General features: G+C 43.3%; 21 protein-coding genes and 2 pseudogenes. 8 read left to right on the forward strand and 15 right to left on the reverse strand.

Annotated elements, in window-relative coordinates:
* The first annotated feature begins 90 nt into the window (after positions 1–90).
* Positions 91–1,827 (forward strand): choline/carnitine O-acyltransferase, encoded by a 1,737-nt coding sequence (locus QUB30_RS21890; RefSeq protein WP_333337400.1) that lies wholly within the window; start codon positions 91–93, stop codon positions 1,825–1,827.
* Between the two features lie 102 nt (positions 1,828–1,929).
* Entirely contained in the window at positions 1,930–2,298 is a 369-nt protein-coding gene (locus QUB30_RS21895) for a condensation domain-containing protein (protein WP_333337402.1), read from the forward strand.
* A 70-nt stretch (positions 2,299–2,368) separates the two neighbouring features.
* Here QUB30_RS21895 and QUB30_RS21900 read toward each other — a convergent pair.
* From QUB30_RS21900 to QUB30_RS21935, 8 genes and pseudogenes are all read right to left on the reverse strand, one after another.
* Positions 2,369–2,473 (reverse strand): annotated as a pseudogene (locus QUB30_RS21900) (DUF4277 domain-containing protein); the annotation flags it as partial.
* 45 nt (positions 2,474–2,518) lie between these two features.
* A complete protein-coding gene (locus tag QUB30_RS21905; RefSeq protein ID WP_333337404.1) occupies positions 2,519–3,490 on the reverse strand; it encodes a cupin-like domain-containing protein in 972 nt (323 codons plus the stop codon).
* A 190-nt stretch (positions 3,491–3,680) separates the two neighbouring features.
* Positions 3,681–4,121, reverse strand: a complete 441-nt coding sequence (locus QUB30_RS21910; RefSeq protein WP_333337406.1) for a hypothetical protein — start codon at positions 4,119–4,121, stop codon at positions 3,681–3,683.
* Positions 4,122–4,381: 260 nt separating this feature from the next.
* Positions 4,382–4,558, reverse strand: a pseudogene (locus QUB30_RS21915) (AAA-like domain-containing protein); the annotation flags it as partial.
* A 3-nt stretch (positions 4,559–4,561) separates the two neighbouring features.
* Positions 4,562–5,554 carry a tyrosine-type recombinase/integrase gene (locus tag QUB30_RS21920; protein ID WP_333337408.1) on the reverse strand — a complete coding sequence of 331 codons (993 nt, stop codon included), beginning with the start codon at positions 5,552–5,554 and terminating at the stop codon, positions 4,562–4,564.
* Entirely contained in the window at positions 5,551–5,832 is a 282-nt protein-coding gene (locus QUB30_RS21925; protein WP_333085311.1) for a hypothetical protein, read from the reverse strand. The genes QUB30_RS21920 and QUB30_RS21925 overlap by 4 nt, the downstream gene beginning before the upstream one ends.
* 552 nt (positions 5,833–6,384) lie before the next feature.
* Positions 6,385–6,540: a hypothetical protein gene (locus QUB30_RS21930; RefSeq protein WP_333337410.1), complete on the reverse strand. Its 156-nt coding sequence runs from the start codon at positions 6,538–6,540 to the stop codon at positions 6,385–6,387.
* A gap of 57 nt (positions 6,541–6,597) precedes the next feature.
* Positions 6,598–6,852, reverse strand: coding sequence for a hypothetical protein (locus tag QUB30_RS21935; RefSeq protein ID WP_333085313.1), 255 nt, complete (start codon positions 6,850–6,852; stop codon positions 6,598–6,600).
* A gap of 434 nt (positions 6,853–7,286) precedes the next feature.
* Here QUB30_RS21935 and QUB30_RS21940 point away from each other — a divergent pair, with 434 nt between their 5' ends.
* Entirely contained in the window at positions 7,287–7,616 is a 330-nt protein-coding gene (locus QUB30_RS21940) for a hypothetical protein (protein WP_333337412.1), read from the forward strand.
* Between the two features lie 588 nt (positions 7,617–8,204).
* Here the strand turns inward: QUB30_RS21940 and QUB30_RS21945 are convergent.
* Positions 8,205–8,453, reverse strand: coding sequence for a hypothetical protein (locus QUB30_RS21945; RefSeq protein WP_333337414.1), 249 nt, complete (start codon positions 8,451–8,453; stop codon positions 8,205–8,207).
* Positions 8,425–8,934 carry a Fic family protein gene (locus tag QUB30_RS21950; RefSeq protein ID WP_333337466.1) on the reverse strand — a complete coding sequence of 170 codons (510 nt, stop codon included), beginning with the start codon at positions 8,932–8,934 and terminating at the stop codon, positions 8,425–8,427. The genes QUB30_RS21945 and QUB30_RS21950 overlap by 29 nt, the downstream gene beginning before the upstream one ends.
* Positions 8,935–9,207: 273 nt before the next feature.
* On the opposite strand from QUB30_RS21950, the gene iscB reads away from it, so the two are divergent.
* Positions 9,208–10,482, forward strand: a complete 1,275-nt coding sequence (gene iscB / locus QUB30_RS21955; RefSeq protein WP_333337416.1) for an RNA-guided endonuclease IscB — start codon at positions 9,208–9,210, stop codon at positions 10,480–10,482.
* Here the strand turns inward: iscB and QUB30_RS21960 are convergent.
* Together QUB30_RS21960 and QUB30_RS21965 are read right to left on the reverse strand one after the other, a co-directional pair.
* A complete protein-coding gene (locus tag QUB30_RS21960) occupies positions 10,479–10,853 on the reverse strand; it encodes a hypothetical protein (protein WP_333337418.1) in 375 nt (124 codons plus the stop codon). The two genes, iscB and QUB30_RS21960, sit on opposite strands and share 4 nt — an antisense overlap.
* Before the next feature lie 74 nt (positions 10,854–10,927).
* Positions 10,928–12,001 carry a hypothetical protein gene (locus QUB30_RS21965; RefSeq protein ID WP_333337420.1) on the reverse strand — a complete coding sequence of 358 codons (1,074 nt, stop codon included), beginning with the start codon at positions 11,999–12,001 and terminating at the stop codon, positions 10,928–10,930.
* Positions 12,002–12,066: 65 nt separating this feature from the next.
* Here QUB30_RS21965 and QUB30_RS21970 point away from each other — a divergent pair, with 65 nt between their 5' ends.
* Both QUB30_RS21970 and QUB30_RS21975 read left to right on the forward strand, forming a co-directional pair.
* Positions 12,067–12,240, forward strand: coding sequence for a hypothetical protein (locus QUB30_RS21970; RefSeq protein ID WP_333337422.1), 174 nt, complete (start codon positions 12,067–12,069; stop codon positions 12,238–12,240).
* A 2-nt stretch (positions 12,241–12,242) separates the two neighbouring features.
* Positions 12,243–12,866, forward strand: a complete 624-nt coding sequence (locus QUB30_RS21975) for a siphovirus Gp157 family protein (RefSeq protein ID WP_333337423.1) — start codon at positions 12,243–12,245, stop codon at positions 12,864–12,866.
* A gap of 147 nt (positions 12,867–13,013) precedes the next feature.
* On the opposite strand, the gene QUB30_RS21980 is transcribed toward QUB30_RS21975, so the two are convergent.
* Entirely contained in the window at positions 13,014–13,238 is a 225-nt protein-coding gene (locus QUB30_RS21980) for a hypothetical protein (protein ID WP_333078121.1), read from the reverse strand.
* Positions 13,239–13,427: 189 nt separating this feature from the next.
* Here QUB30_RS21980 and QUB30_RS21985 point away from each other — a divergent pair, with 189 nt between their 5' ends.
* Positions 13,428–15,068 (forward strand): hypothetical protein, encoded by a 1,641-nt coding sequence (locus tag QUB30_RS21985; protein ID WP_333337425.1) that lies wholly within the window; start codon positions 13,428–13,430, stop codon positions 15,066–15,068.
* Here QUB30_RS21985 and QUB30_RS21990 read toward each other — a convergent pair.
* Together QUB30_RS21990 and QUB30_RS21995 are read right to left on the reverse strand one after the other, a co-directional pair.
* The gene (locus QUB30_RS21990; protein WP_333337429.1) at positions 15,065–17,122 is read right to left on the reverse strand and encodes a Z1 domain-containing protein; all 2,058 of its coding nucleotides are present in this window, start codon (positions 17,120–17,122) and stop codon (positions 15,065–15,067) included. The two genes, QUB30_RS21985 and QUB30_RS21990, sit on opposite strands and share 4 nt — an antisense overlap.
* A 55-nt stretch (positions 17,123–17,177) precedes the next feature.
* The gene (locus tag QUB30_RS21995; protein WP_333337432.1) at positions 17,178–18,557 is read right to left on the reverse strand and encodes a DNA cytosine methyltransferase; all 1,380 of its coding nucleotides are present in this window, start codon (positions 18,555–18,557) and stop codon (positions 17,178–17,180) included.
* A 293-nt stretch (positions 18,558–18,850) separates the two neighbouring features.
* On the opposite strand from QUB30_RS21995, the gene QUB30_RS22000 reads away from it, so the two are divergent.
* Positions 18,851–20,431 carry a hypothetical protein gene (locus tag QUB30_RS22000; RefSeq protein ID WP_333337434.1) on the forward strand — a complete coding sequence of 527 codons (1,581 nt, stop codon included), beginning with the start codon at positions 18,851–18,853 and terminating at the stop codon, positions 20,429–20,431.
* The last annotated feature ends 4 nt before the right edge of the window (positions 20,432–20,435 follow it).

Below are 20,435 nucleotides of genomic sequence, written 5' to 3' on the forward strand. Positions count from 1 at the left end.
CAGGCAAGCTATTGCCAAACAACTGTTGTGCGAGTCCCTAGCCAATAAGTCAATCAAGCTCACTCAGTCACTAACTATAAATGTAAGTAGATGTATCAATTCCAAGAGTATCTTCCCAAACTGCCGTTGCCAAAACTCTCAGACACCTGCGATCGTTATATCGAGATGGTGACACCACTGTTGAGTGAAACACAATTAGAGCAAACTTTAGCAGCCGTAAGGGAATTTCAACAAGGGAGCGGAGTCGAACTACAGAAGCAATTGGAGATGATTGACCGCTCAACTAATGCTAACTATTTACAACAATTTAACGAGGAAATATATTTAGAAGAGCGGTTCTCACAACTAAATAGAAGAACTGCAGCGGTGGCGTCGCCCGTCTTGACAACCTCGAAATATTCGTTCACCCGCATTGTCGCCATCATAATTTTTAATACCCTCCAATTCCACCTGAAAATCAAATATCGGGAACTAGAGCCAGATCGGGACGTCTTTCGAGGAGCCAAACCTCCCCTTTGTATGGCTCAGTATGACAATTTGTTTGGCACTGCGCGAATTCCTGGAATCAGTTGCGACAGCTTTCAAAGGGCGAAAAATTCTGAGCATATTGTGGTCATCCGACGGGATACGTTTTACGCCTTAAACTTGCTCCCAGGGGATAAGTTGCCAACTGTAGAAGCTCTAGCACAGCAAATTGATTGGATTCTGGAAAATACTCATAAAGGCGAACCTCCTGTGGGAGTGCTGACAGCTCTCAACAGAGCTCGGTGGGCAACAGTTCGCTCCTACCTCACGAACCTAGATGCCCAGAACGCTCACTCTCTAGAACTATTGGATAGCGCCCTGTTTGTTGTCTGTTTAGACGAAATAACACCTCCGGATTTGGAAACCCTAGCAAGAACTGCCTTCACAGGAGATGGTGGGCGAAACCGCTGGTTCGATAAACCTATCCGGCTCGTTTTCAACTCTGAGGGTCAGTTCGCTGTAGCAATTGAACACAGTAATGTCGATGGCTATCCGGTAGCGCGGTTGATAAACGAGGTCAACCGGGAGCTTGAACCCGTTGAAAAATCTTTAACATCGTCCAGTTCAGTCGAACTCGAACCCCCACAGCGACTGTGGTGGAAGTTAGACCAAATACTCCTAGAAGAAGTAGAGCAGGCATTAACAGATTCAGAGCGTCTGAGCGAACAAATTCAGATGGGGATAGGAATTTTCAACGAATTCGGGTCAGACTTTATCCAGCAGCAACATGGTTTAAGTGCTGATGCTGTGTTTCTCCTGTCGCTACAGATTGCTTACGCTCGCCTGCATAATAAGATTCCTGCTGGCGCTTGCCAAGCTGCACACACTAGAGGCTTCCGGTACGGTCGGTGCGACTATCCATTGGTAGTTACACCCGAATCTGTAGAACTAATTCAAGCTTTTACTGAGGGAGCTTCAGACGAAGTGCGATATGAGACCCTAAAACATGCTGTTAACGCTCGTTTCTCGCGAGTGTTTGACGCTAAAAAAGGGCAGGGAGTGGTCATGCACCTTTATGCACTCTATAGCTTAGCTCGCCATAAAGGTAGCGGTGTTCCCGATATTTTTCAAGATAAAACCTTTGAAAAGGTTATCTTAGACCCAAGCTTCTCCGCTTCTACTCTAAGTAATAAAATGGGTGTAGAGATACTCTGCTCCACTCCATGTCGCGACTATGGAATCGGCTATGTAATTGATCGCAACAACATTGCCTTTACTCTAACGAGTAAACATCTACAGCCAGAAAAATTCATCGATATTCTCAAGCAGTGTCTTTCAGAAATAGGAAAATTGTTAATATAATAGCAAAATGCCAGTGAACCCATAGTTGTCGGCTGAAGCCGTGTCCGGGTAGGAACAGTATAATCCAACAAAAGCTCTATAATATTTCGTGAGCTACTCCCTGTGCATTTATCTGGATATGCTCTACTCAGGATTTTTCAGAAAGCCGAGAATAAATTTGAATTCTTGATGTCAATTTATCATGCAGTTACAGATGGTTGGGGCAATCTTAAATTTCTCAACGAACTGTACGAAATCTATTCGGCTCTCAAGAAAGGAGAAGAAATAACAGTAGTCTCGGCTGCCAACGTATACAAGGAATTTGTCGTTTTGGAGAAAGAGATTATTGGCTCACTAGACGCATCTTCTTTCTGGCAGCTAGCTTCACCTGAAACCCACTTTCCGCACCCTCCACTGTCACAATCGGTTTTTGCGGAATTTTGTGAACCAAAATGGTCACTTTTTATACACACAAGTGGGAAATTGGACTAGCGATCGCCAGTTCAATTTCGCCAAACTCCGAAAATTCCTAGTGTGACAGTTCAGGGTGCGGAATGTGGGGTCGATCGATCTGTTCGACTAATTCCATCTCATCGCAGATCCCTGCAATAATTCCACAGTGGTCAATATCCTGTACTCTGATATCTGATGCTCTAAAATTTCCCATCCTTTTAAAATACCGGATTTTGCGATCGTACCTGCGGAATGTGGGTTAGAACATTTTTAAAATCTTGGCGATTTTTTGCTTTCTTTCTCTACTAAATAGTGCGCTCACCAAACTTAATAAAGTATGGGGTAAAGCACATAGAAGTCCCAAGTTTACACGCCATATGCTCCAAGAAAATAAAATTCGTGATATAGGAGATATGCTCCAAAATCGATTGACTGAACACACCATCTCATCCCCCAATGCCGTGACTTCATGCCACCATCCTGCCGGAATATAAAGAATTTCACCCGGATTCAGTATCAATTCACATTTATGCTGAAGTGCCTGGTTTAATTTAGGAAAAGCCTTAAAATCTGGGCGCTCTGGATATACCTGACTAAACCAAGAACGCAACTTCATACCAGATCGCAAATGGATATAAAATGGAAATGGATAAAGATTGTTTGTTTGAGAAGGTGGAAAAAGTACGACTTTTTTAGACCCATGAAGTTGCATGAGTGTTCCATCGTTCGTATCATAATGCAAACATTCTACATGACCTCCTGGTCCAACCCAAATGTTGAGATCGCTAACGGGTTTATTTAAACCAAGCTGCTCTCCAATATTTGTTAGACAATCCGTATTAGCTAGGGTCGTGTTTTGGAGAGAACATCTTGCCAAGTAAACATCTTTTTCATGAGCTTGATGATTACGCAACATATCTGCATATTCAGTGAAGAGCATACTTTGCGTTTCAACTCCACTACCTATGTTTGTCCATTGGCGTTTGTCCTGTTTGTATCTTTCTTGTCCGTAAAAATTTAATAGAAACTTCTGATTACCTAATTTTTCACTGAGATAGTCTAGATTCCAGTCGAGTTGTTTAAGTAATCCAGTAATGATAACTGGGGTACCGATTTTTTGGAATTGTTCAAAAAATGTTCCTGGTGTTAAGGTTGATATGTCTACACGTTGTATTGGATTTACTATGTTGTCCAATCCCAATTCAAAGTTTTTTCTTGAGTTAGTTTCCATTCTTGTGTTCATATTATGTGTTAGCGTTAAACCTCACTGACGACCCGAAAAGCCTATAAAACCGACATCACAGATGCCAGTGGTCATTGGTAACAAGTTAAGGCTGTATGGCAGTTGTCAAAATGAACTGGCATCTAAGTGTGGGTGCGGAATGTGGGTTCAAAAATCTGAATTCGGCATAACTCCTTTATCACATTTTTGACAAACAAACCAACATCTTCTTCACCCAACACTCGTCGAAGACCAATTCATAAACACGGTTACTGACTCGGAGAGAACCCTCCCACTTAACCACTAACCCGGACATAAGCAATTCCCTTTGTTCTGGACTCTCAACGGCGACAACATCCCCTTGATGCAAAATTTGTCGATAGAGTCTTAATAACTCAGCAGCATACCATTTCTCCTTTAGAAGATAATCGCGAATAGTCCTCAAATGCTCTGGCTCATCTTGGGATTCCCAATTCTCTATTACCCGCTTTCGCACCAACTTCTCAACCCACTCAGCTTCACCGTTGGTGGGAATAGGAGATGAAGAATTGCGGATGAGTTTACAGAGCTTTTGGGTCAGAAAAGGCTGACCACCTGTCCAGTTTATCACTTCTTTGAGTACACTTTGAGGGTGGCTCACTTGTGAGGCTAATCCTTGCAGTAAAGGTTCATTGGTAACAAGTTAAGCTAAGAAAGCATTTGTCAATCAGCAATTATGCTCAACATTTACTCGGATTTTGGGCATAAAACTGAGATTTGGGCGATCGTGCGATCGTGCCGAGGGTGATATTTATACCTACTCCCTCTCAAATCGTGAATTTTCCACTCCTAAAAAAGCAGTTTTTTTGAGTAATATTACTGATTGACAAATGCAATTAAGTCTTAATTTGTCACCAATGGTAAAGGTTGGGCTTCATGCAATTGAAAGCCATTCAGTTGAATCGCCTGACCGATATTAAAGGGTGTACGGTTTTTGTCTTGAATTAATTGAGAGGGAGTAGCAACTCCCAGCAGGACGAAAGTAAGACGCTGGTACTCTGGGCTGTCAGCACGTTTGTTATAGCAAGCTCGTAAAAACATTCAAAACATAGAGTCAAGCATTTCGGTAACGTCTTGCTGGTCGCGTCCCCGGTTATCGTCATATATCATGAGCGTGTTTAAATTCCTGTGCCTGCTGAGTTTCTGAACTTTCCGCACATCCCCGTCTGTTGCGTCCAGTGCCGCTGTGATAGCGCTGTGCCTGATGCGATGAGGCGACATCTGCTTTTTAATACCAGCTTTTTCGCTGTGGCGGACAACCATCTTGCAGATACCGTCGCCACTAAGTCTGTGTCCGCTGTGGGCGGAGTCAAGTGCTATAAAAAGCGGACTATCGGGCGCGCAACTTCCCCTTGCTTCTAACCAATCGGCGATCGCCTGAACAGTCGCAGAACCCAAATCGATCATCTCAGCTTGCGTACCGCGTCCCTTACCAAGAATTCGCAAACTCTTACCGGCCGCGTCAAAGTCACAAACACTCAACTGACTGATCTCATTTCGTCTCAAAGCATTACCCCACAGCAGGCGCAACAAAGCATAGTCCCGCTTCCCAGCTTTCGTTGCCAGATCGCACTGCTGCAAAATCCGCTCAAAAGTCTTAGTATCAACGCCCGTCGTATCTCGGTAGCCGACAATTTTCTCCCCCTTGATATCCTCCAAACTGTAATGACACACGCCGAGCTTGCGACCCATTTCCACCAACGATTTAACAGCCGCCAGCCGCCGATTAACAGTCGCTTCCTTGAGTCCCTTGTCGATCAGCTTAGCTTTGTACTTCAACACCACCGACACCGCTTGACGTTCCTCAAGATGCAAAAACTCCAAAACGTTATCAGGACAGGCGGACTTTCCCGTCATAGTTTTTAAAAAATCATTGACATCCCTCTCATAGGCGCGTCGTGTATTTTCAGAGCGTTTGTCAGCTAAAAGTTGTTTGAGCACGTCAGGGTCAGTGTCTAAAGTGTCGAAATGTCTCGAAATTTTGGCATCGAGGGAAGCTTCCAGGCGGGCTATCGACAGTTCTGGTTTATTCATTTTATGCCTTTGAAAAGTGACGTTCCCGATGGCTCGTCGGAACTGGAAGCCGGAGCGCGAGGAACACTATTTTGAAGTCGGGCGATGGGGTCTAAATAAGCACTATCCGCTGGGGTTGGTTGGTGGCTGTTCGGGTCGGATAGCCTTGGAACCTGCAAGATAAATCTCTTGTTTAGCGGCAGACCCGGCAGCTTGACCACCGCTGAGCACGCCCGGCACGGCATCGCCCGTTTTTGGGCATTGCTGACCCAGTAGCTCGACTTCTCACAGAGCTTCATGCCTCAGCTTTGCCATACCCGCCGCATTTGCTAGACCCGCCATTGTCCTAGTATGGGACAGGATTAATCCGAACATTTTGGCTTTCCTGATGTTGGACAGAGCGCTTTGAAAAAATTCACCCGCCGCGCTGCATCGGCCCGCCCAGTTTGTGAACTCGTCACATACCAGAGTCATAGGTTGAAAGCTGGGGTTAGGTTGCGACTCAATAATTTTGTATCGGCGACGAACTTCTGACGCAAACCATTCGAGCGAACGATCGCGTCGTAGTTCATCCCGCCACCGACAACCTCACATCCCTGCTACGCTCCAAACGCCGCGTGCGGGTCACAAACGATAACTTGATACCCACACTCCAATCGGCGCTTGACTTCTTGCTCGGCAAAGGTAGTTTTTCCACTGCCGGGAGCGCCATAGATTAGCACGCTGGGGTAGTTGGTGAGGATAGGCATGAGGGACCCATCTACCTGTTCTGGTTCGATAGCCCTTGGTGTTTGCCTGTTGCTCTACTTTGTCGCTGGGGTTGGTTGTGGTGTCGAGCGTCGCCGTTCCCGTCAAAGCGGGTTGTTGCTCCTATCGATAGCCAAAGATTCGAGATAAGCTGTTTGGATTTCACCCTCAAACGCCACCTCGCCCGCCTCTTTAAGCTTCTTGTACCGCTGCTGAGTTTGTGCCATTAAATAGGCAGATTCAGCAGCAGCAAAATCCAACTCGTAAGACTTATTCTTATACTCTTTGATTCGCTATCTGATTGGCTCTTCCCCTCTTTACGAGCGATAAGCATCACTGTTACCATGCCACCAATTGCCAACAGAGCCAGCAAGATTTTGATGCCACCTTGCACCGCGCTCAATCCCTTTGAATTCAGCTTTTGCGGGAACTAACCAAGCTGGGCGAGATTCGATTTTGTTGCCAATTTTGAACTCGATTCGGTCGTTGAAGGGCAAGGCAGTTGCACCCGCCAAACCTATCAATCCTAAACCTAACAATCCCGAAACAATCACCTGATTTTTGCTACTCATGGATCAAAATACTCCAAATATGTGACACAAACAAAACCACCGTAGACCATCACTAAAGCAGCACTAAAAATTAGTAACTGGCTATTTGATATTCAACAAAATAACCCATCTTATAAACAGCGCGTCCAAAACATTAAATTAAATGACTTAGACTTCCCTAAAAAAGCAAGTATTGTGTTTAATAAAAACGCTCATTAACAAATTTTTAAATTTCGACCTAAATTACTGATAGTGCTGCCACTAACTATTACACTTTTGTGAATAAATTTATCAAATAATTTTACTGGTTTGCTAAGTAAATTGAGACGGCGCTTGCTCATTTTTTTTGTGAGCCGACCTTAAAAAAAATAAATTATTTATACGTTTTTTTCTAAAAATTAGTACAAAAAAAATGAGCGCTGTCGCGCCAAAAAATAAAGTATCGGAGATAAAAAATGGAACTATCACAGACCAACATCTATTACTTCAATAATTTAACCTGCGTCCACCAAACAGAAAACCAACTCTACATCATGGGTAGGGAAACAACTCTTGTACTGAATTTTCAACAAACAAGCTATCAAAAAATCGACAAAATAATCCACGCTCTGCGACTTTTGAGAGACAAAAAAGTCCTAGACAGAAAGTCAATTATCGAGCAAGAGCTGCTGGCCTTAAACTTCCAATTCCCTCTCGAAAGCAGCAACCGTAGCAACAACGACACCAACAATGGTAGCAGCAATGGTAGCAGCAATCAAAACTGCGAGCTAAAAATCGACTGGTAATTCAATTATGCCGGAGAGACAAGTTTGTTTCTCCGGCAGCCAATAGCAAACATTAAAACCACATTCAAAAATGGCAAACTTTCATGGCAGGATATGTGTATCTCCTGCACTAAGAGCAAGCCGATATGTTCGAGTCGTCCGGCGCAACACTACGTCGGCTGGACACTCATATTTGGACGAAAGGCTTTGGAAACATAAAAAAGGCAGAGGTGCTAAATTTTGCGCCGCTGCCCGAGAACGCGGAATAAACTTTGTCTTGGCAGAATGCTGGGTTGCAGACAAAAGTTTTGAGAGGAGAATCAAAAGGCAAAAAAACCACAAACGTTTTTGCCCTCTGTGCAAAAATTGAAAGGACAAATCAGCTTTTTTGTAGGAAATGCAATTCCAATAGGAGGAAATATAAGAGTTTTCAAACATTGTCAGATACAATTGACCGATTGACCGATTGACCGATTACCTTTTTTCCATTACCAAGAAGCTAATTTCCCGGTCTACACCGCTTTCATTAGCTTGCATAAATAGTTAGAACTGGGTGTTAGGTTTTGTACTTCAAGTCAACCTCCAGTTGCTTGTGCCTAATTCCTGTATCTATTGCTTTCGCCAATGTGCCTCAACCCCTCGTCCCCAACATTCCAAACGCCCAGTATCCCTTTCCCGGCGCAATAGACGGCAAATCAAATCAATTCCCACTGTTGGACACCGTTCCTGCAATTCCCTAATCGAGAATTCTTGAGGCAAATTGTTAATTGCATCCAATACGATCGCCGTTTTAGTTCCTTTTGCGGATGTAACATATCCCACCCGCTGTTCAAGCTCCCGATAAGCTGATAGCAGCATGACTCCCAAGAAATACTCCCACGCCTGGTAATAGGTTGTGCTGCTCTTCATGCCATCCTTGAGAAGATTGGTAAAGCGTATCATAATAGCTTTCCTTAGTTCTCTCCACAATCCGTTCCAAACTAATAAATCGCCCCACCTCATAACCGGCTTTGTATAGCAGCAAAGTGAGCAACCTTGCCATCCGCCCGTTTCCATCTAAAAATGGATGAATGCACAAGAAATCTAAAATATAAGTTGGAATCAACAATAAAGGTTCTATCTCGCCCGATTCCCAGAGACGATTAAACCGTTCTTGCAGGCGTTCCATTGCCGCGGGAGTAACATAAGCGGGAGTAGGCCGAAACCTCACCACCTTAGTCCCATCAGGATAAGTAGCGCTAATTTCATTATCCACTGTTTTCCAGCGCCCGCCTGTATTAACAGCAAATTGGTAAAGGTCGCGGTGCAGTTGTAAAATAACCCCTGTACTAAAAGGAATGTGGTTATAATTGGTGTAAGGAACCCCACGCTTAAAAGCGGGGGCTTTTGGGAAGTCCGGCTCGTTCCGAGCGGTTCAAGAAGAAAGCTCGAACCTTACCAGAGACAGGATTAGACCTCCGTTTTTTGAGTCATGATACCGGAGAATGCGACGCTAGTTTTCCGCTCTATCGCCAAAAGTTAAACAGGCTTAACGGGGTTAAACCAGTGCTTTTGACACAACAAGCTCATAAAACATTCTCGAAGCGAACTTTACCCAGCAATGGAGGACTTTATGTCTAATTTCGTTTTTGTACTTGATACCCAAAAACGACCGCTCAATCCAATCCGCCCAGGAATGGCTCGTAAATTGCTAACCACTGGCAAAGCTGCTGTTTTCAAAAGGTATCCATTCACGCTAATTCTCAAAGTAGAGGTAACGGTATCCCAACAACCCATCACTCTTAAAATAGATCCTGGCTCCAAAACCACGGGCATTGCATTAGTCGAAGGAGAAAACGTAATCTTTGGTGCAGAACTAACTCACCGAGGTCAATCAATTAAAGCCTGTTTGGAGTCTCGCCGTTCACTGCGTAGAGGCAGGAGAAATCGCCATACTCGTTATCGAAAGGCTAGATTTCTAAATAGAACTTGCCCTAAAGGATGGCTGGCTCCAAGCTTGCAACATCGTGTCGAAACAATCCTGACATGGGTAACTAGATTAATGAAAGTGGCTCCCATTAGTTCTATTGCTCAAGAACTTGTGCGATTCGACTTACAACGACTAGAAAATCCAGAAATTAGTGGACTGGAGTACCAGCAAGGCGTTTTATGTGGTTACGAAATCCGCGAATACTTGTTGAATAAATGGGATAGGAAGTGCGCGTATTGTGGAGTTACGGATACACCGCTACAAGTCGAACACATTCATCCCAAAGCCAAAGGCGGATCTAATCGTATTTCTAATCTTTGCCTTGCTTGCGAAAATTGTAATACTCGGAAGGGAACTCAAGATATTGAGCAATTCCTCTCCAAAAAGCCAGAAATTTTGAAGCGAATTCTATCTCAAGCAAAACGGTCTTTAAAAGACGCAGCGGCAGTCAATTCAACTCGCTGGGCGTTATTTAACCGACTTCGTATGAATGGCTTGCTTGTTTCTACAGGCAGTGGTGGTCTAACAAAGTTCAACCGCACTCGATTAAATTTAGCTAAAACTCACTGGTTAGATGCTGCTTGTGTAGGCAAAGTCGAAGAATTAAAAGTGCTGACTTCTCAACCGCTGCTAATTAAGGCAGCAGGACACGGTACTCGACAAATGTGCGGCACAGATAAGTTTGGCTTCCCAATTCGTCACAAGTCGAGAAAGCAAACCCATTTCGGTTTTCAAACTGGCGATATTGTCAGCGCTACCGTCACAGCAGGCAAGAAGGTCGGCACCTATGTGGGACGAATTCTTTGCCGCGCATCCGGTTCGTTCGACATCGCCACAACGACGGGAAGAGTAGCAGGAATTAGTCATAAATATTGCAAATCTATTCACAAAAAAGATGGCTATTCCTATGGATTTTAATTCAAGGCGACTGAAGTCGCAGCCGCTTTCCTCCCCATGTCTAAAGCCAGGGGCTTCTCGCTCGTTTTCTGGTGAATTGTAGTTAGCACGTCCCGATAACCCGCAATTTCTTGTTCTGAACGATCGCGCGGCGTTGTTTTTTCTGTTACTAATTTCTTAATCCGTTCTAGTGGCACAGTAATGCCTTCAATGCGGTTAGAAGATTCGCTGCTCTGAATAACCGCAGCTTGGCGCAAAGTGCTTAAAACTTGCGGGGCTTGTTGCTTGAATAACTCCTGCTTTCCCTTGTACTCTCCAAACAAACGAATTGTTTGCAGAAGTCTTTGGTTGAGCTGTTGAGTTTCAATGAACCCCGATTCAAATGACAGCATATCTATTTTATCTCCTTTGTATTAATCATAAACATTTATTGCAGTCAATAACTCGGATATTGCGTGCGCTCGCATCAAAACTTTGAAACCCGATTGCAAGCAGAACCGACGCCAAATTCAGATAAATAAGTAAGGCGATAGTTGCTTTTAGCCATAGCCCTTGCCTCTCTAGTTGTCCAAGGTTTGACGCTCAGCAAATCGGGTTCAGTTTCCAGTTGCTTTAAATAAGAGCGATCGCCCGTTACAAAGGCGATCGCAATCGCCAAGAACTTGCAACAGCTCAAAGGAGCCTGAACCACCTGCTTTTCAGTAAACCTAACCACAATCCAATTCCACTCTAAGAATAATTGATTGCGGCGCATATCGCTGTCAGCATCGCAGCAGTGAGTGGGCTTCTTAGATTTGCCAGCATAAGGTTCATCAATCTCGACATCAATTCCGAGTCCAGATGGAGTGTGAATTACAGTAAAATCTGCTGAATAGCTCCTCTGAGATGACGGAATTTTAAACTCTGCTGCTTGGACAACTTCCTCGAAATATTGCTGCAAATATTGCAAAAAGAGTTGTTCACTCACTCCTTGCCGAGCTTGAGATGTGCCATTAGGACTAACCCGAAGTGACATCAAATCCTTGAGCGATCGATTTCTGGAATCCCACTCAAGTTTGGCGCTTTTTAAACCTGTCTGCAACCCTTCTTTTTCCACCTTAAAACTAGAAAACTCTTGCTGTTTATTCGAGTATAAATGTTGATGGGATAATATATTTTGTTGGTTGTACTCAAGAACTTGCTGTTTATACCTGGATAGCAGTTTTTGACGGCAACCAAACACATAACTATAAGCAGCCGCAATTAAACAGGAATAAGCAGCTACTACCAACAGCACTTCCCACCACAGCCAACCCCAGGAAATAGCTAACAGCCCAAGTGCGATCGCACCATAGAGCCAAAACACCCAAATTAACCACAGCAACTTGACAGGTAACACCACAGGTGGTTGAGGCGGAGTCAGCAAAACAACAGGTTGCTCGAATTGTTGAGTTTCTTGAAGTTGGGATGAGGTGGCACAACTAGAACTTGCCTCTGGCAAAGGATATTGATGGCAGAACTGCCTTACCAGTTTTGGGTAAAAAACTATAGGATAATTCATATTTTCAAATACTCCTTTTTTTAAGAGCGCGGTCGCGCTATTTTTAAGAAAGTTTTTTGAATTGTATGCCAAAAATTACCCAATCAAACTCACAAAATTTAACTCATTCTCAATCAGGTAGCAAAATTCAAAAGGACAAACAAATCTCTCTTAAATCCGACGAGGCAACAATGGCTGCGCTTACTCAACTCGAAGAACGCCGCGATTATTATCACACCTGCATCAACGGAGGATACTAAGCATGAATTTAGCCACAGCAACACTTGCTCAAAGTTCAATAACTGCGGCTCAACTTTGGCATCAACTAGAGTCAGCAGAAAGCTCAGAAGAAATTGATCAACTGCTGCAATCCCTTTGGCAAACCCAAGAAACCCAGGAACTCGCTGTTGATGCCCATGCCGACTTAGCTGACCAAATTGATGCCGAAATTGCAGCAATTACAGCGCGAATGCAGTATTTGATAGAGCTGCATTCAAGAGCTCTCCACAAACTCCAGGGGTGGAGAGAGCGGTTAGATCAAACCGTTCTCTACTTCAACGAGTGCGGCGTGTTAACTTCCGAAATTATTGGCAAACACCGCCGCATTGCTGTCAAGGAAAATCCGCCTACCTGTGAAGTTTTGATTGACCCATCTCAACTGCCAGAACCCTATCGCCGAGTCGAAACAAAAATCGTAATTTCTGCCGACAAAAAGGCGATTGCAGACGCTTGGAAAAAGGGAATGCCTGTAGATGGTACTAAGGTTTTCCGCAAGCGCAAAGTGGTTTACAGCTTGCTTCCCGGTAACAATTTACACTCTCTTCAAGCCAACCAGACGCTTGAGAGTCGTTCTTCGGATAAAACGCAGTCCAAAAAACGGCGTTAGCCATCTTTTTAGGTGTCAGGAATACCTTGGTCTGACACCTGAATTGTTAAAGCTCTCCGAATTAGACACCTCCGAATTAAAAATTTCCGAATTAGAGTAGAAAACACTTGTTTTGTAAGAGCGCAACTTAATTGGGGTCGGGATATCTTACAAATCAATCCAGTATTGAGGGTTCTCCACTTGTTCTTCGGTGACGTTGAACAATTTTGACACTCTATCTTTAATAACCCCGTCAGCATCAAAACTCAAACCTCCAAACTGCTGACTGTTTTCACCTTCTCTGATAGCAACGCGAGCAAGTGCATCGCTATCGCTATCAGAGAAATAATCCCGTTGGCTTTCCATAGCCGTAGTTGTGCGAACTACTTTCACTTTTTTTCTCCACATTGGGATTGTCATTCTGATTGTAACACGCTACTTCTTTCTTCTAAACCCCTCCAATTGGAGGGGGTGAATATCACTCAGTAGCAGGAATTTGTGAAGGAACAACATTGTCAAAATCTGGACTATTACTGTGCGTAAGTCCTAAAAATGTAAAAACTAGGATTCAGGAGCTAATCAATGAGCAGAAGAAAACTTACCCCAGAACCTCGCTCCACAGAATGGGTAGCTGGGGAAGGACTAAAAATCCCAGTCTTTGATATGTCCTTGACTGACGGTAGAGCAAAGGGGCGGTACCAAGCTGAATCAGAAGTGCTGCGTAACTCCCTGCTTGAACTGCTTTTTGAACCTGAAGAATTAGCATCCCTAAGCATCGTTAAACCCGACCCAAATGATAGCAACTTCGACCCTCTCAAAAACATCGATTTCGGAGATGGTATTACCAGAAGAGTTGCTTTCAGCTCAGGCAAAAATGTTTACTTTGCAGACATTGAACTCTCAACCAAACTGTTGAGCGTATTCAAAACTCAACCCGACCACGCCTGTCGCTACGGCTCACTGCTAGTTAGCAGTTGCAACCAAGGAGCCAAATTGTTAGATAGCTCCCTTGACGGCGAAACGTTGCGAGTCAAAATTGTTGATGCTCAAAGCGATGACCAAAGTGAAAAAGCGAAAGCTCATAAGTGGCAAACCGGAGACTGTCACGGTAAAATTTCACCGGCACTAGCCCAACAATTAGGAGGGAATTACAACCGACCTTTTCAATTCAGATTTGCCTGGATGCAGGAATGGGGACAAGAAGACTGCCACACTCCAGAAATTAGCTTTCTTGCCAAAGGAACGCTGTTGCCTGATGCTAATTTAACTTCAGACTTGGGTTATGATATCATTATGGATCGCTCCTCTATCAAAGGAGTTGCTAAAGAGCAATTAGCTGAACTTATCCCCTGTGGCGACTACGAATTTCCTAAAGCTATACTAGGAAATCGAGGCAACGCCAAAGTAACTGAATACGAAAATTCCTGGCAATTTTCGATTTGGTATTCCGAAGCAGCTATTGGGGCTGACATCGCCACACCGACTAAAGTTGAAGCCCAAAAGCTAGCTGACTTGCAAAACAACCGGCTGCAACTTGCCAAATACTTAGTAGAGCAACACGACAAAAAAGCTGCTTTTCAATCTAGCCTTCACGAAGACAGCAGCGGATTAGAAGACGAAACAGATGAAAAAGCCCAGCGCAACGAATCCCGGCTAATTTCAATTTTGAGGAACGACAAACTCGGTCAACTCCTCGACTTTCCCAAAGTCGTCGATTTCATGCAAGAACAACTGGCTAAAAAGTGGAAAGACTTAGCAATTAAGGGAGCAATTCATCACGGTTCAGCAATGGCTCAACCTTGTGAAAGCCTCCAACCCGGTACAATTGTTGCCCCCCACTTGCGACACGGCACAGAAGTCATCGTTACCCGATACCCAATTGTCAGTAAAGATAACATCCGCCGCTACACAGTAGACCACAAAAGCCATCGCGCATTAACGCAATACAAAGGGTGCGTTTTCATTCGCTCTGACCAAGCCATGCAGCATCACCAATGCGATTTTGATGGCGATCAATTAGTGATTACGCCTGCTTCCCGAATGCCGAATATCGCCTCTGAAACCAGGCACGCTAATCAAGAGAATGAGTACGATGCTGTTGAGAAGCGAGAGAAAGTTGACTACAATAAAGCTACCGATAGTGATGGCGATCGCAAGTATACCAAATTGCGGCAAATTGCCGTAGCGATTTATGGCAGTTCTAAAAACTTAAGTGAAATTTAACTGTTATTTACTGAAAACGCATAATTGCCATCTGGAAATCTGACTGCAGGAACCCAGAAAGGTACGCCATGCCATCCCCCTCCAGACGGATCGATCTCACCTCTTAGCCGAAACATCAGCAAAGCAGGATGGTTGCGAGAAACACCATAAGGCGGATTTGCTACACCGCCTGGGAGAACACTACCAAGTTCAGCATAGTTCCTACTAGATGCTTTTTTTAAATTTGAACTTCGGTTGGCAATAACTAATGTTCCCGTGTTTTCATATTTTTTTTCATATTTTTTGGCTAAATCTCTCAAGGCAGACACAGATTGTCGAATTAATTCATCTTTCCATGCTCCGTCTGAGTTAGGTGTTGCAAATTGATAACTAAGAATTTCTAGGATTTCATCAATTGTAACTTGATAAGGATATTGAGATTGAGGGTACTTAGCCTCAGATAAGTAATCATCTAATATTTGAGTTTGATTACCTAATTGCTCAGGATGTGAAATTGGCAGTAATGGGAAATACAGCCGCCCGCCCTGATAAGTAACTAGAGTAACTGTGTTCTCATTTAAGACATTCCGGCGAGTAGGTCTCAGACCTCCACTGGGTAACGGTATTGACTCAATAGCTTGGTGTGTACTTTGGCATTGTTCGCGCACTAAGTTATCACTCGTATGAATATAAAAAAATCTTTTGGCTAAATGTTGTGGCAAGTAAATACGAATAGCAGGGATTTCATTTTGGCGATATCCATACATTCGAGCGTGTTGCAAAACTGTATCCATTTGAGGTTGATTAGCGTCCCTCCCATAGTAAGTTACAAGAAGATTCTTAACAGTAACGCCCCGTCCTATTTTTGTACCTCCAATATAAAGAGTATGCTTGCGTGATGGATGTGTACTGATTCCTTGACCAGTGTTTGCATTGATTTCGATAACTTCTGTTGATGCTATCCTTCTATTTACTTCTGCGATAACTTCATCAAATGCTGGTAGGTTAGCGAAAGTTTTACCTAAATCAGTATAAACCTTTTCTAATTTGAGCTTAAGCTGATTTGGTATAGCATTGATTGAATTAGTAACTGCTATCCTTAATTGATTAGTTAACTCATTTTTGTACAGCTCAACTAACTGTGTTGCCTGTGTATGATCCTCCTGCCTAAAGCTAGTGTGGAGTAGATATGTGTACTTCTTTCTACTTCCCTGTAACCTTAGAACGGCTGCACCTAAGAAGAAAATAATGAGAGAGTCCTTTACCGTATCAGGAATTTGATGGCTATTTCTTAGCCTCGTTAAGTCAATGGTAGGTACTATATGGATATGATCGGAGTTGTCAAAATCATCATTACCGAAAAAGTAGTTACCACCAACATAGCCTGTTCCTGGTTCAGTTATTACCACAAAATCAGGTTTAAATGCGCTTTGACTATCCTGTAGTAGCAAAGCTTGGGGTGTAGCTGTAGTCTGTAAATAAACAACAGAGGTTAAAAGGCTTCTCAAATTAACAATTGCTTGATTAACTGCACTCGTAGGTTTATCTTGCTGATTGATATTAGTATCTAGGCTTGCCTGATCTGCCTCATCATCAATAATCATTACAGACAGATTTTGCCAGTGCCGTTGCTGAATTATGTTGGAGACATCACCCAGTCTGGCTGGATGTTTAGATGATACCAGGACTAAAGGCATCCCATGATTATCACCTTGGTTATTGCTAAACTCATTTTTCCCCCAAACCTGAAAGCTATCTAACGATGATTTAACCCTGTCGAGTGTCTGTTCATAAATGTCATTTAAATTAGAAGTCATTACAATAAAATTTGTGTATCCATTATCTGCTGCCAAAGCTATAGTAGTGAGAATAACTGATGTTTTACCGCTCTGAATGTGACCATAGATTAATCCTTGTACTGCACCCGGTTCGCCGGGAGATAAACAACGCTCAAATATCTCACTAGCAGTTTGAAGGATATTATCAAAATCTTGATAAGAAATATTTTCTTCATCATGTAAATACTCCCGAAGATTTCTTATGTTCTCACCTAGGGGGTTGTTAATCTGAGCCATAAATCACCTGTGTTTATAAATGATAATTGTTGGAAACGCAAAATCGAGCTTTGCCCTAGAGTGCCAGAATATATTTAGCTATAGCTAATGTCAGGAGAAAACTGACAGCATTAGCTAGCTGTTGCTGCTTGTGCATAATACCTCCCGTTTTGGAGTCATCAGTTGAACCGCAAAAGGTAAACCAGTCAGGAAGTGATTGTAAGCGAGTCGCCTCTCGTAATGATAAACCTCTGTTTTGCTCTGGGTGAACTATCATACTCTTCCTGTAATTACCTATCGTGATCGAAGGTTCGTTATGCCTTAAACGTCTGTATATATTGCTGTGGGTTCTTTCAATGTCAGCATAGTTATCCATCATATCTCGTATATTCTGCCAGTTTCCACCCTGTGGTATGTGACTATATCTATCAATAACATAATCAGCCTGCTTTGAAACAATGTGACCCTCTATCACTCCTCTCAACGACATCTCACGCATTTGTCTCAAGAATAAATTTGATTCTAGTTGCTCATCTGTTGGTTCATTATATTCCTGAACTACCCTGTTTTCACCATTGCCAACTACAGGTAAGTCTGCGATCGCATCCCCGACCGTTACATAAGCAGATTTACCTAGTGAACCGTGAGTAGGAATGGGAAAAGCCCCCCATTCACTGAAATCCTCAGCTTTGTATCCTAAATCTCTATGTAATGCCAACAAAAAAAATCTATTTCTGTGTTGTGGCACACCATACCAAGCAGCATCTAGCACTGTTGGAAATAGGATATAGCCAGCCTCAGTCAATTTATTTGAAATATAGTCAACTACCGTTACTTTTCTATTTTTACCTTTACTTGCTTTTGGTGTCCAAAGAATACCCTGAACATTCTCTAAAAGAATAACCTTTGGAGCTAGTTCTACTGCACATTGAACAAAAATATCAACAAGTTTATTATAGCTATTTTCAGGATGCCAAGAAGCTCGATTAGACTGAGAAAAACCTTGACATGGCGTTCCTCCAATCAATATATCTACTCCCCCTGCTTGTTTTACTGCTTCTTGCACGGTACTCCGACCTACATTTTTTGTTAAATCTATAGGCTCAAGGTCTGTAGGACAACAAGTATCTAATTGATTAGATGAGTTGTGAATCAAATATTTGTGATTTTTTTTTAAACTGCTTAAATATATGGGATTTATTTCCGCCGCCTGAATTATTCTAAATCCATAATCTTGATTGCCAGCCATCAAAAAACCTAAGCCCATTCCGCCAGCTCCTGCAAATAATTCAACAACCCTCAAATCAGTTCTTGATTGTTTAAGTCCACCAAGAAGTTTAGGTATTTCTGGGATAGGGCTTGAGGAATTATTAAAATGTTGATCTTGTTCATCACCTAATTTTATATTGGATCTATAACGAACTCGTGAACCTGGATTGCAAGCGGGCTTACACATGAAATAATTAACGAATTAGAAATTTTACTGAGATTTTAGTTAGTTTTGCAGCTAAGGCACTCATAAAATGAGAAGAGTTAGTAGCATTCGTAGCTGACTATCACTAAACTGCCACTAGATTATATGACAAGCTGCTTCACTCTAGCAAATTTTGTACACCCAAAAGGACTAATATTACTTTACGTCATCTGGGGGACAAGTTTTTAGCCCACTGCTGGCAACCCTTCTTAACTCCTGCTGTCACCTTCTTAGTCTACCGACCAACACCGGAGCAACTAACACACGCTTGCCAAATGCTGTCCCACAGCTTCGGCTCTGCCAAGGTATTAAGAGAGCGCAACATTGCTTGGCAACTGTGGCTAGAAACTTTGCCCATTACTGTAAGCTGGCTGCTGCACAGCAGTTCGCTAATTAACGAACGCCGCCTCACCTTAGACACCGAAACTGTCCCCGGTATTTTGCCCTTAACTGCTGTAAGGGACATCGACTCAAAAGGAGTTGAATTCATCACCAAAGGCGGCAAACCCGTGTACGTTGACCTCATGCACAACCAAACCAGCCGCGCTGTCATAACAGGCGAGTCTGGTTCCGGTAAAAGTGTTTTGGGATGGCGATTTGCAGCCGATGCAATAGCCGCTAATATCCCAGTAGTCGGTATGGACATCTCAGCAGGAAGCGGCAGCACCTTTGAGACAGCAGTGAAACTGTTAGGCGACGACGGTGCGTACTACGACATCACCTCTGGCAGCTCGAATCTACTCGAAATACCCGATTTGAGGCGTTTTGACAGAGAAGAGCGATCGCGCCGACTAGACCAATGGAAAGAGTTTATCAGAAAAGCGCTGACTATTATCAGCATGGGCAAAGTCCGCGACCCAAAACTAGCGCAGCGAGTCGATGCCATTTTGCTCCTAACTCTGAAAAAATTTCTGGAAGACCCAGAAATTATCGAGCGCTACAATACGGCATTTGAAAAAGGCTGGAAATCGACCGCTTGGCAAGAAATGCCAACCCTCACAAACCTCCTGAAATTCTGCACAAAAGAGCAACTAAACCTGCAAAACTTTACCGACTTCGACCGCATTGCCATCAACCAAATTATCACTCAATGCAACGCCTTACTAGCGTCACCTTTAGGGAAAGCAATTGGCAGACCGAGTACATTTTCACCCGAACCCGCTGTTAAGTTTTTTGCCCTTAGCGGTCTGGGCAACGAACAAGACCAGTATTTAATGGCCATTAACGCCCACGCTGCTTGCATCCGCAACGCACTTTCTCACCCTAAAAGCCTATTTATCGGAGACGAACTTTCGATTTTGTTTAAGAAAGACGGATTTGCTGAAGTAGTAGGCGAACTCTGTGCAGTGGGTAGAAAGAATGGCATTTCAGTGCTCTTGCTATCCCAAGATATCGACAGTATTTGCGATTGTAGTGCGGGAACTATGATTATGCAAAACATGGTGTATCGAATTACCGGAAGATTGACATCAAACGGAGCCAATTCTTGGATCAAAAATTTGGGATATCCGGCTGAAATTATTAGCCAAAATGCCACAGAAGCTTTCCTTCCCAGAGCTGCCGACCTTTATTCCAATTGGCTAATTGAAAAAGGAGGTCGTTTCTGGCAAAGCCGATACTATCCAGGCGAAATGATATTAGCAAGTGTGGCTAACAATCAAGCTGAATTGATGGCTCGTGCGCGAGTGATGGCTCAATATCCCAATACGTTAAAAGGGCAATTGCTAGCACTCAAACAATTTGCCTCTGAATACGTACAAGCTGTTAAAGAAGGACGTTCATTAACCAATATTGGCAAGAATGCAGTCACTGATATCAATGGACACAAATCCCCTCAAGACCTTATTGCTAGCTAGACGG

The sequence above is a fragment of the Microcoleus sp. BROC3 genome (genome assembly GCF_036702515.1).
In the GTDB taxonomy this organism is placed as follows: Bacteria; Cyanobacteriota; Cyanobacteriia; order Cyanobacteriales; family Microcoleaceae; genus Microcoleus.

What these genes read in the sequence shown, in the direction of transcription:
- QUB30_RS21925 (WP_333085311.1), bottom strand. Translation starts at nt 5,832, where the DNA reads ATGAAGCTCTGTGAGAAGTCGAGCTACTGGGTCAGCAATGCCCAAAAA.
- QUB30_RS21970 (WP_333337422.1), top strand. Translation starts at nt 12,067, where the DNA reads ATGCCAAAAATTACCCAATCAAACTCACAAAATTTAACTCATTCTCAA.
- QUB30_RS21995 (WP_333337432.1), bottom strand. Translation starts at nt 18,557, where the DNA reads ATGTGTAAGCCCGCTTGCAATCCAGGTTCACGAGTTCGTTATAGATCC.
- QUB30_RS21920 (WP_333337408.1), bottom strand. Translation starts at nt 5,554, where the DNA reads ATGAATAAACCAGAACTGTCGATAGCCCGCCTGGAAGCTTCCCTCGAT.
- QUB30_RS21990 (WP_333337429.1), bottom strand. Translation starts at nt 17,122, where the DNA reads ATGGCTCAGATTAACAACCCCCTAGGTGAGAACATAAGAAATCTTCGG.
- QUB30_RS21940 (WP_333337412.1), top strand. Translation starts at nt 7,287, where the DNA reads ATGGAACTATCACAGACCAACATCTATTACTTCAATAATTTAACCTGC.
- QUB30_RS21985 (WP_333337425.1), top strand. Translation starts at nt 13,428, where the DNA reads ATGAGCAGAAGAAAACTTACCCCAGAACCTCGCTCCACAGAATGGGTA.
- iscB (WP_333337416.1), top strand. Translation starts at nt 9,208, where the DNA reads ATGTCTAATTTCGTTTTTGTACTTGATACCCAAAAACGACCGCTCAAT.
- QUB30_RS21945 (WP_333337414.1), bottom strand. Translation starts at nt 8,453, where the DNA reads ATGCTGCTATCAGCTTATCGGGAGCTTGAACAGCGGGTGGGATATGTT.
- QUB30_RS21975 (WP_333337423.1), top strand. Translation starts at nt 12,243, where the DNA reads ATGAATTTAGCCACAGCAACACTTGCTCAAAGTTCAATAACTGCGGCT.
- QUB30_RS21935 (WP_333085313.1), bottom strand. Translation starts at nt 6,852, where the DNA reads ATGAGTAGCAAAAATCAGGTGATTGTTTCGGGATTGTTAGGTTTAGGA.
- QUB30_RS21965 (WP_333337420.1), bottom strand. Translation starts at nt 12,001, where the DNA reads ATGAATTATCCTATAGTTTTTTACCCAAAACTGGTAAGGCAGTTCTGC.
- QUB30_RS21890 (WP_333337400.1), top strand. Translation starts at nt 91, where the DNA reads ATGTATCAATTCCAAGAGTATCTTCCCAAACTGCCGTTGCCAAAACTC.
- QUB30_RS22000 (WP_333337434.1), top strand. Translation starts at nt 18,851, where the DNA reads ATGCTGTCCCACAGCTTCGGCTCTGCCAAGGTATTAAGAGAGCGCAAC.
- QUB30_RS21905 (WP_333337404.1), bottom strand. Translation starts at nt 3,490, where the DNA reads ATGGAAACTAACTCAAGAAAAAACTTTGAATTGGGATTGGACAACATA.
- QUB30_RS21960 (WP_333337418.1), bottom strand. Translation starts at nt 10,853, where the DNA reads ATGCTGTCATTTGAATCGGGGTTCATTGAAACTCAACAGCTCAACCAA.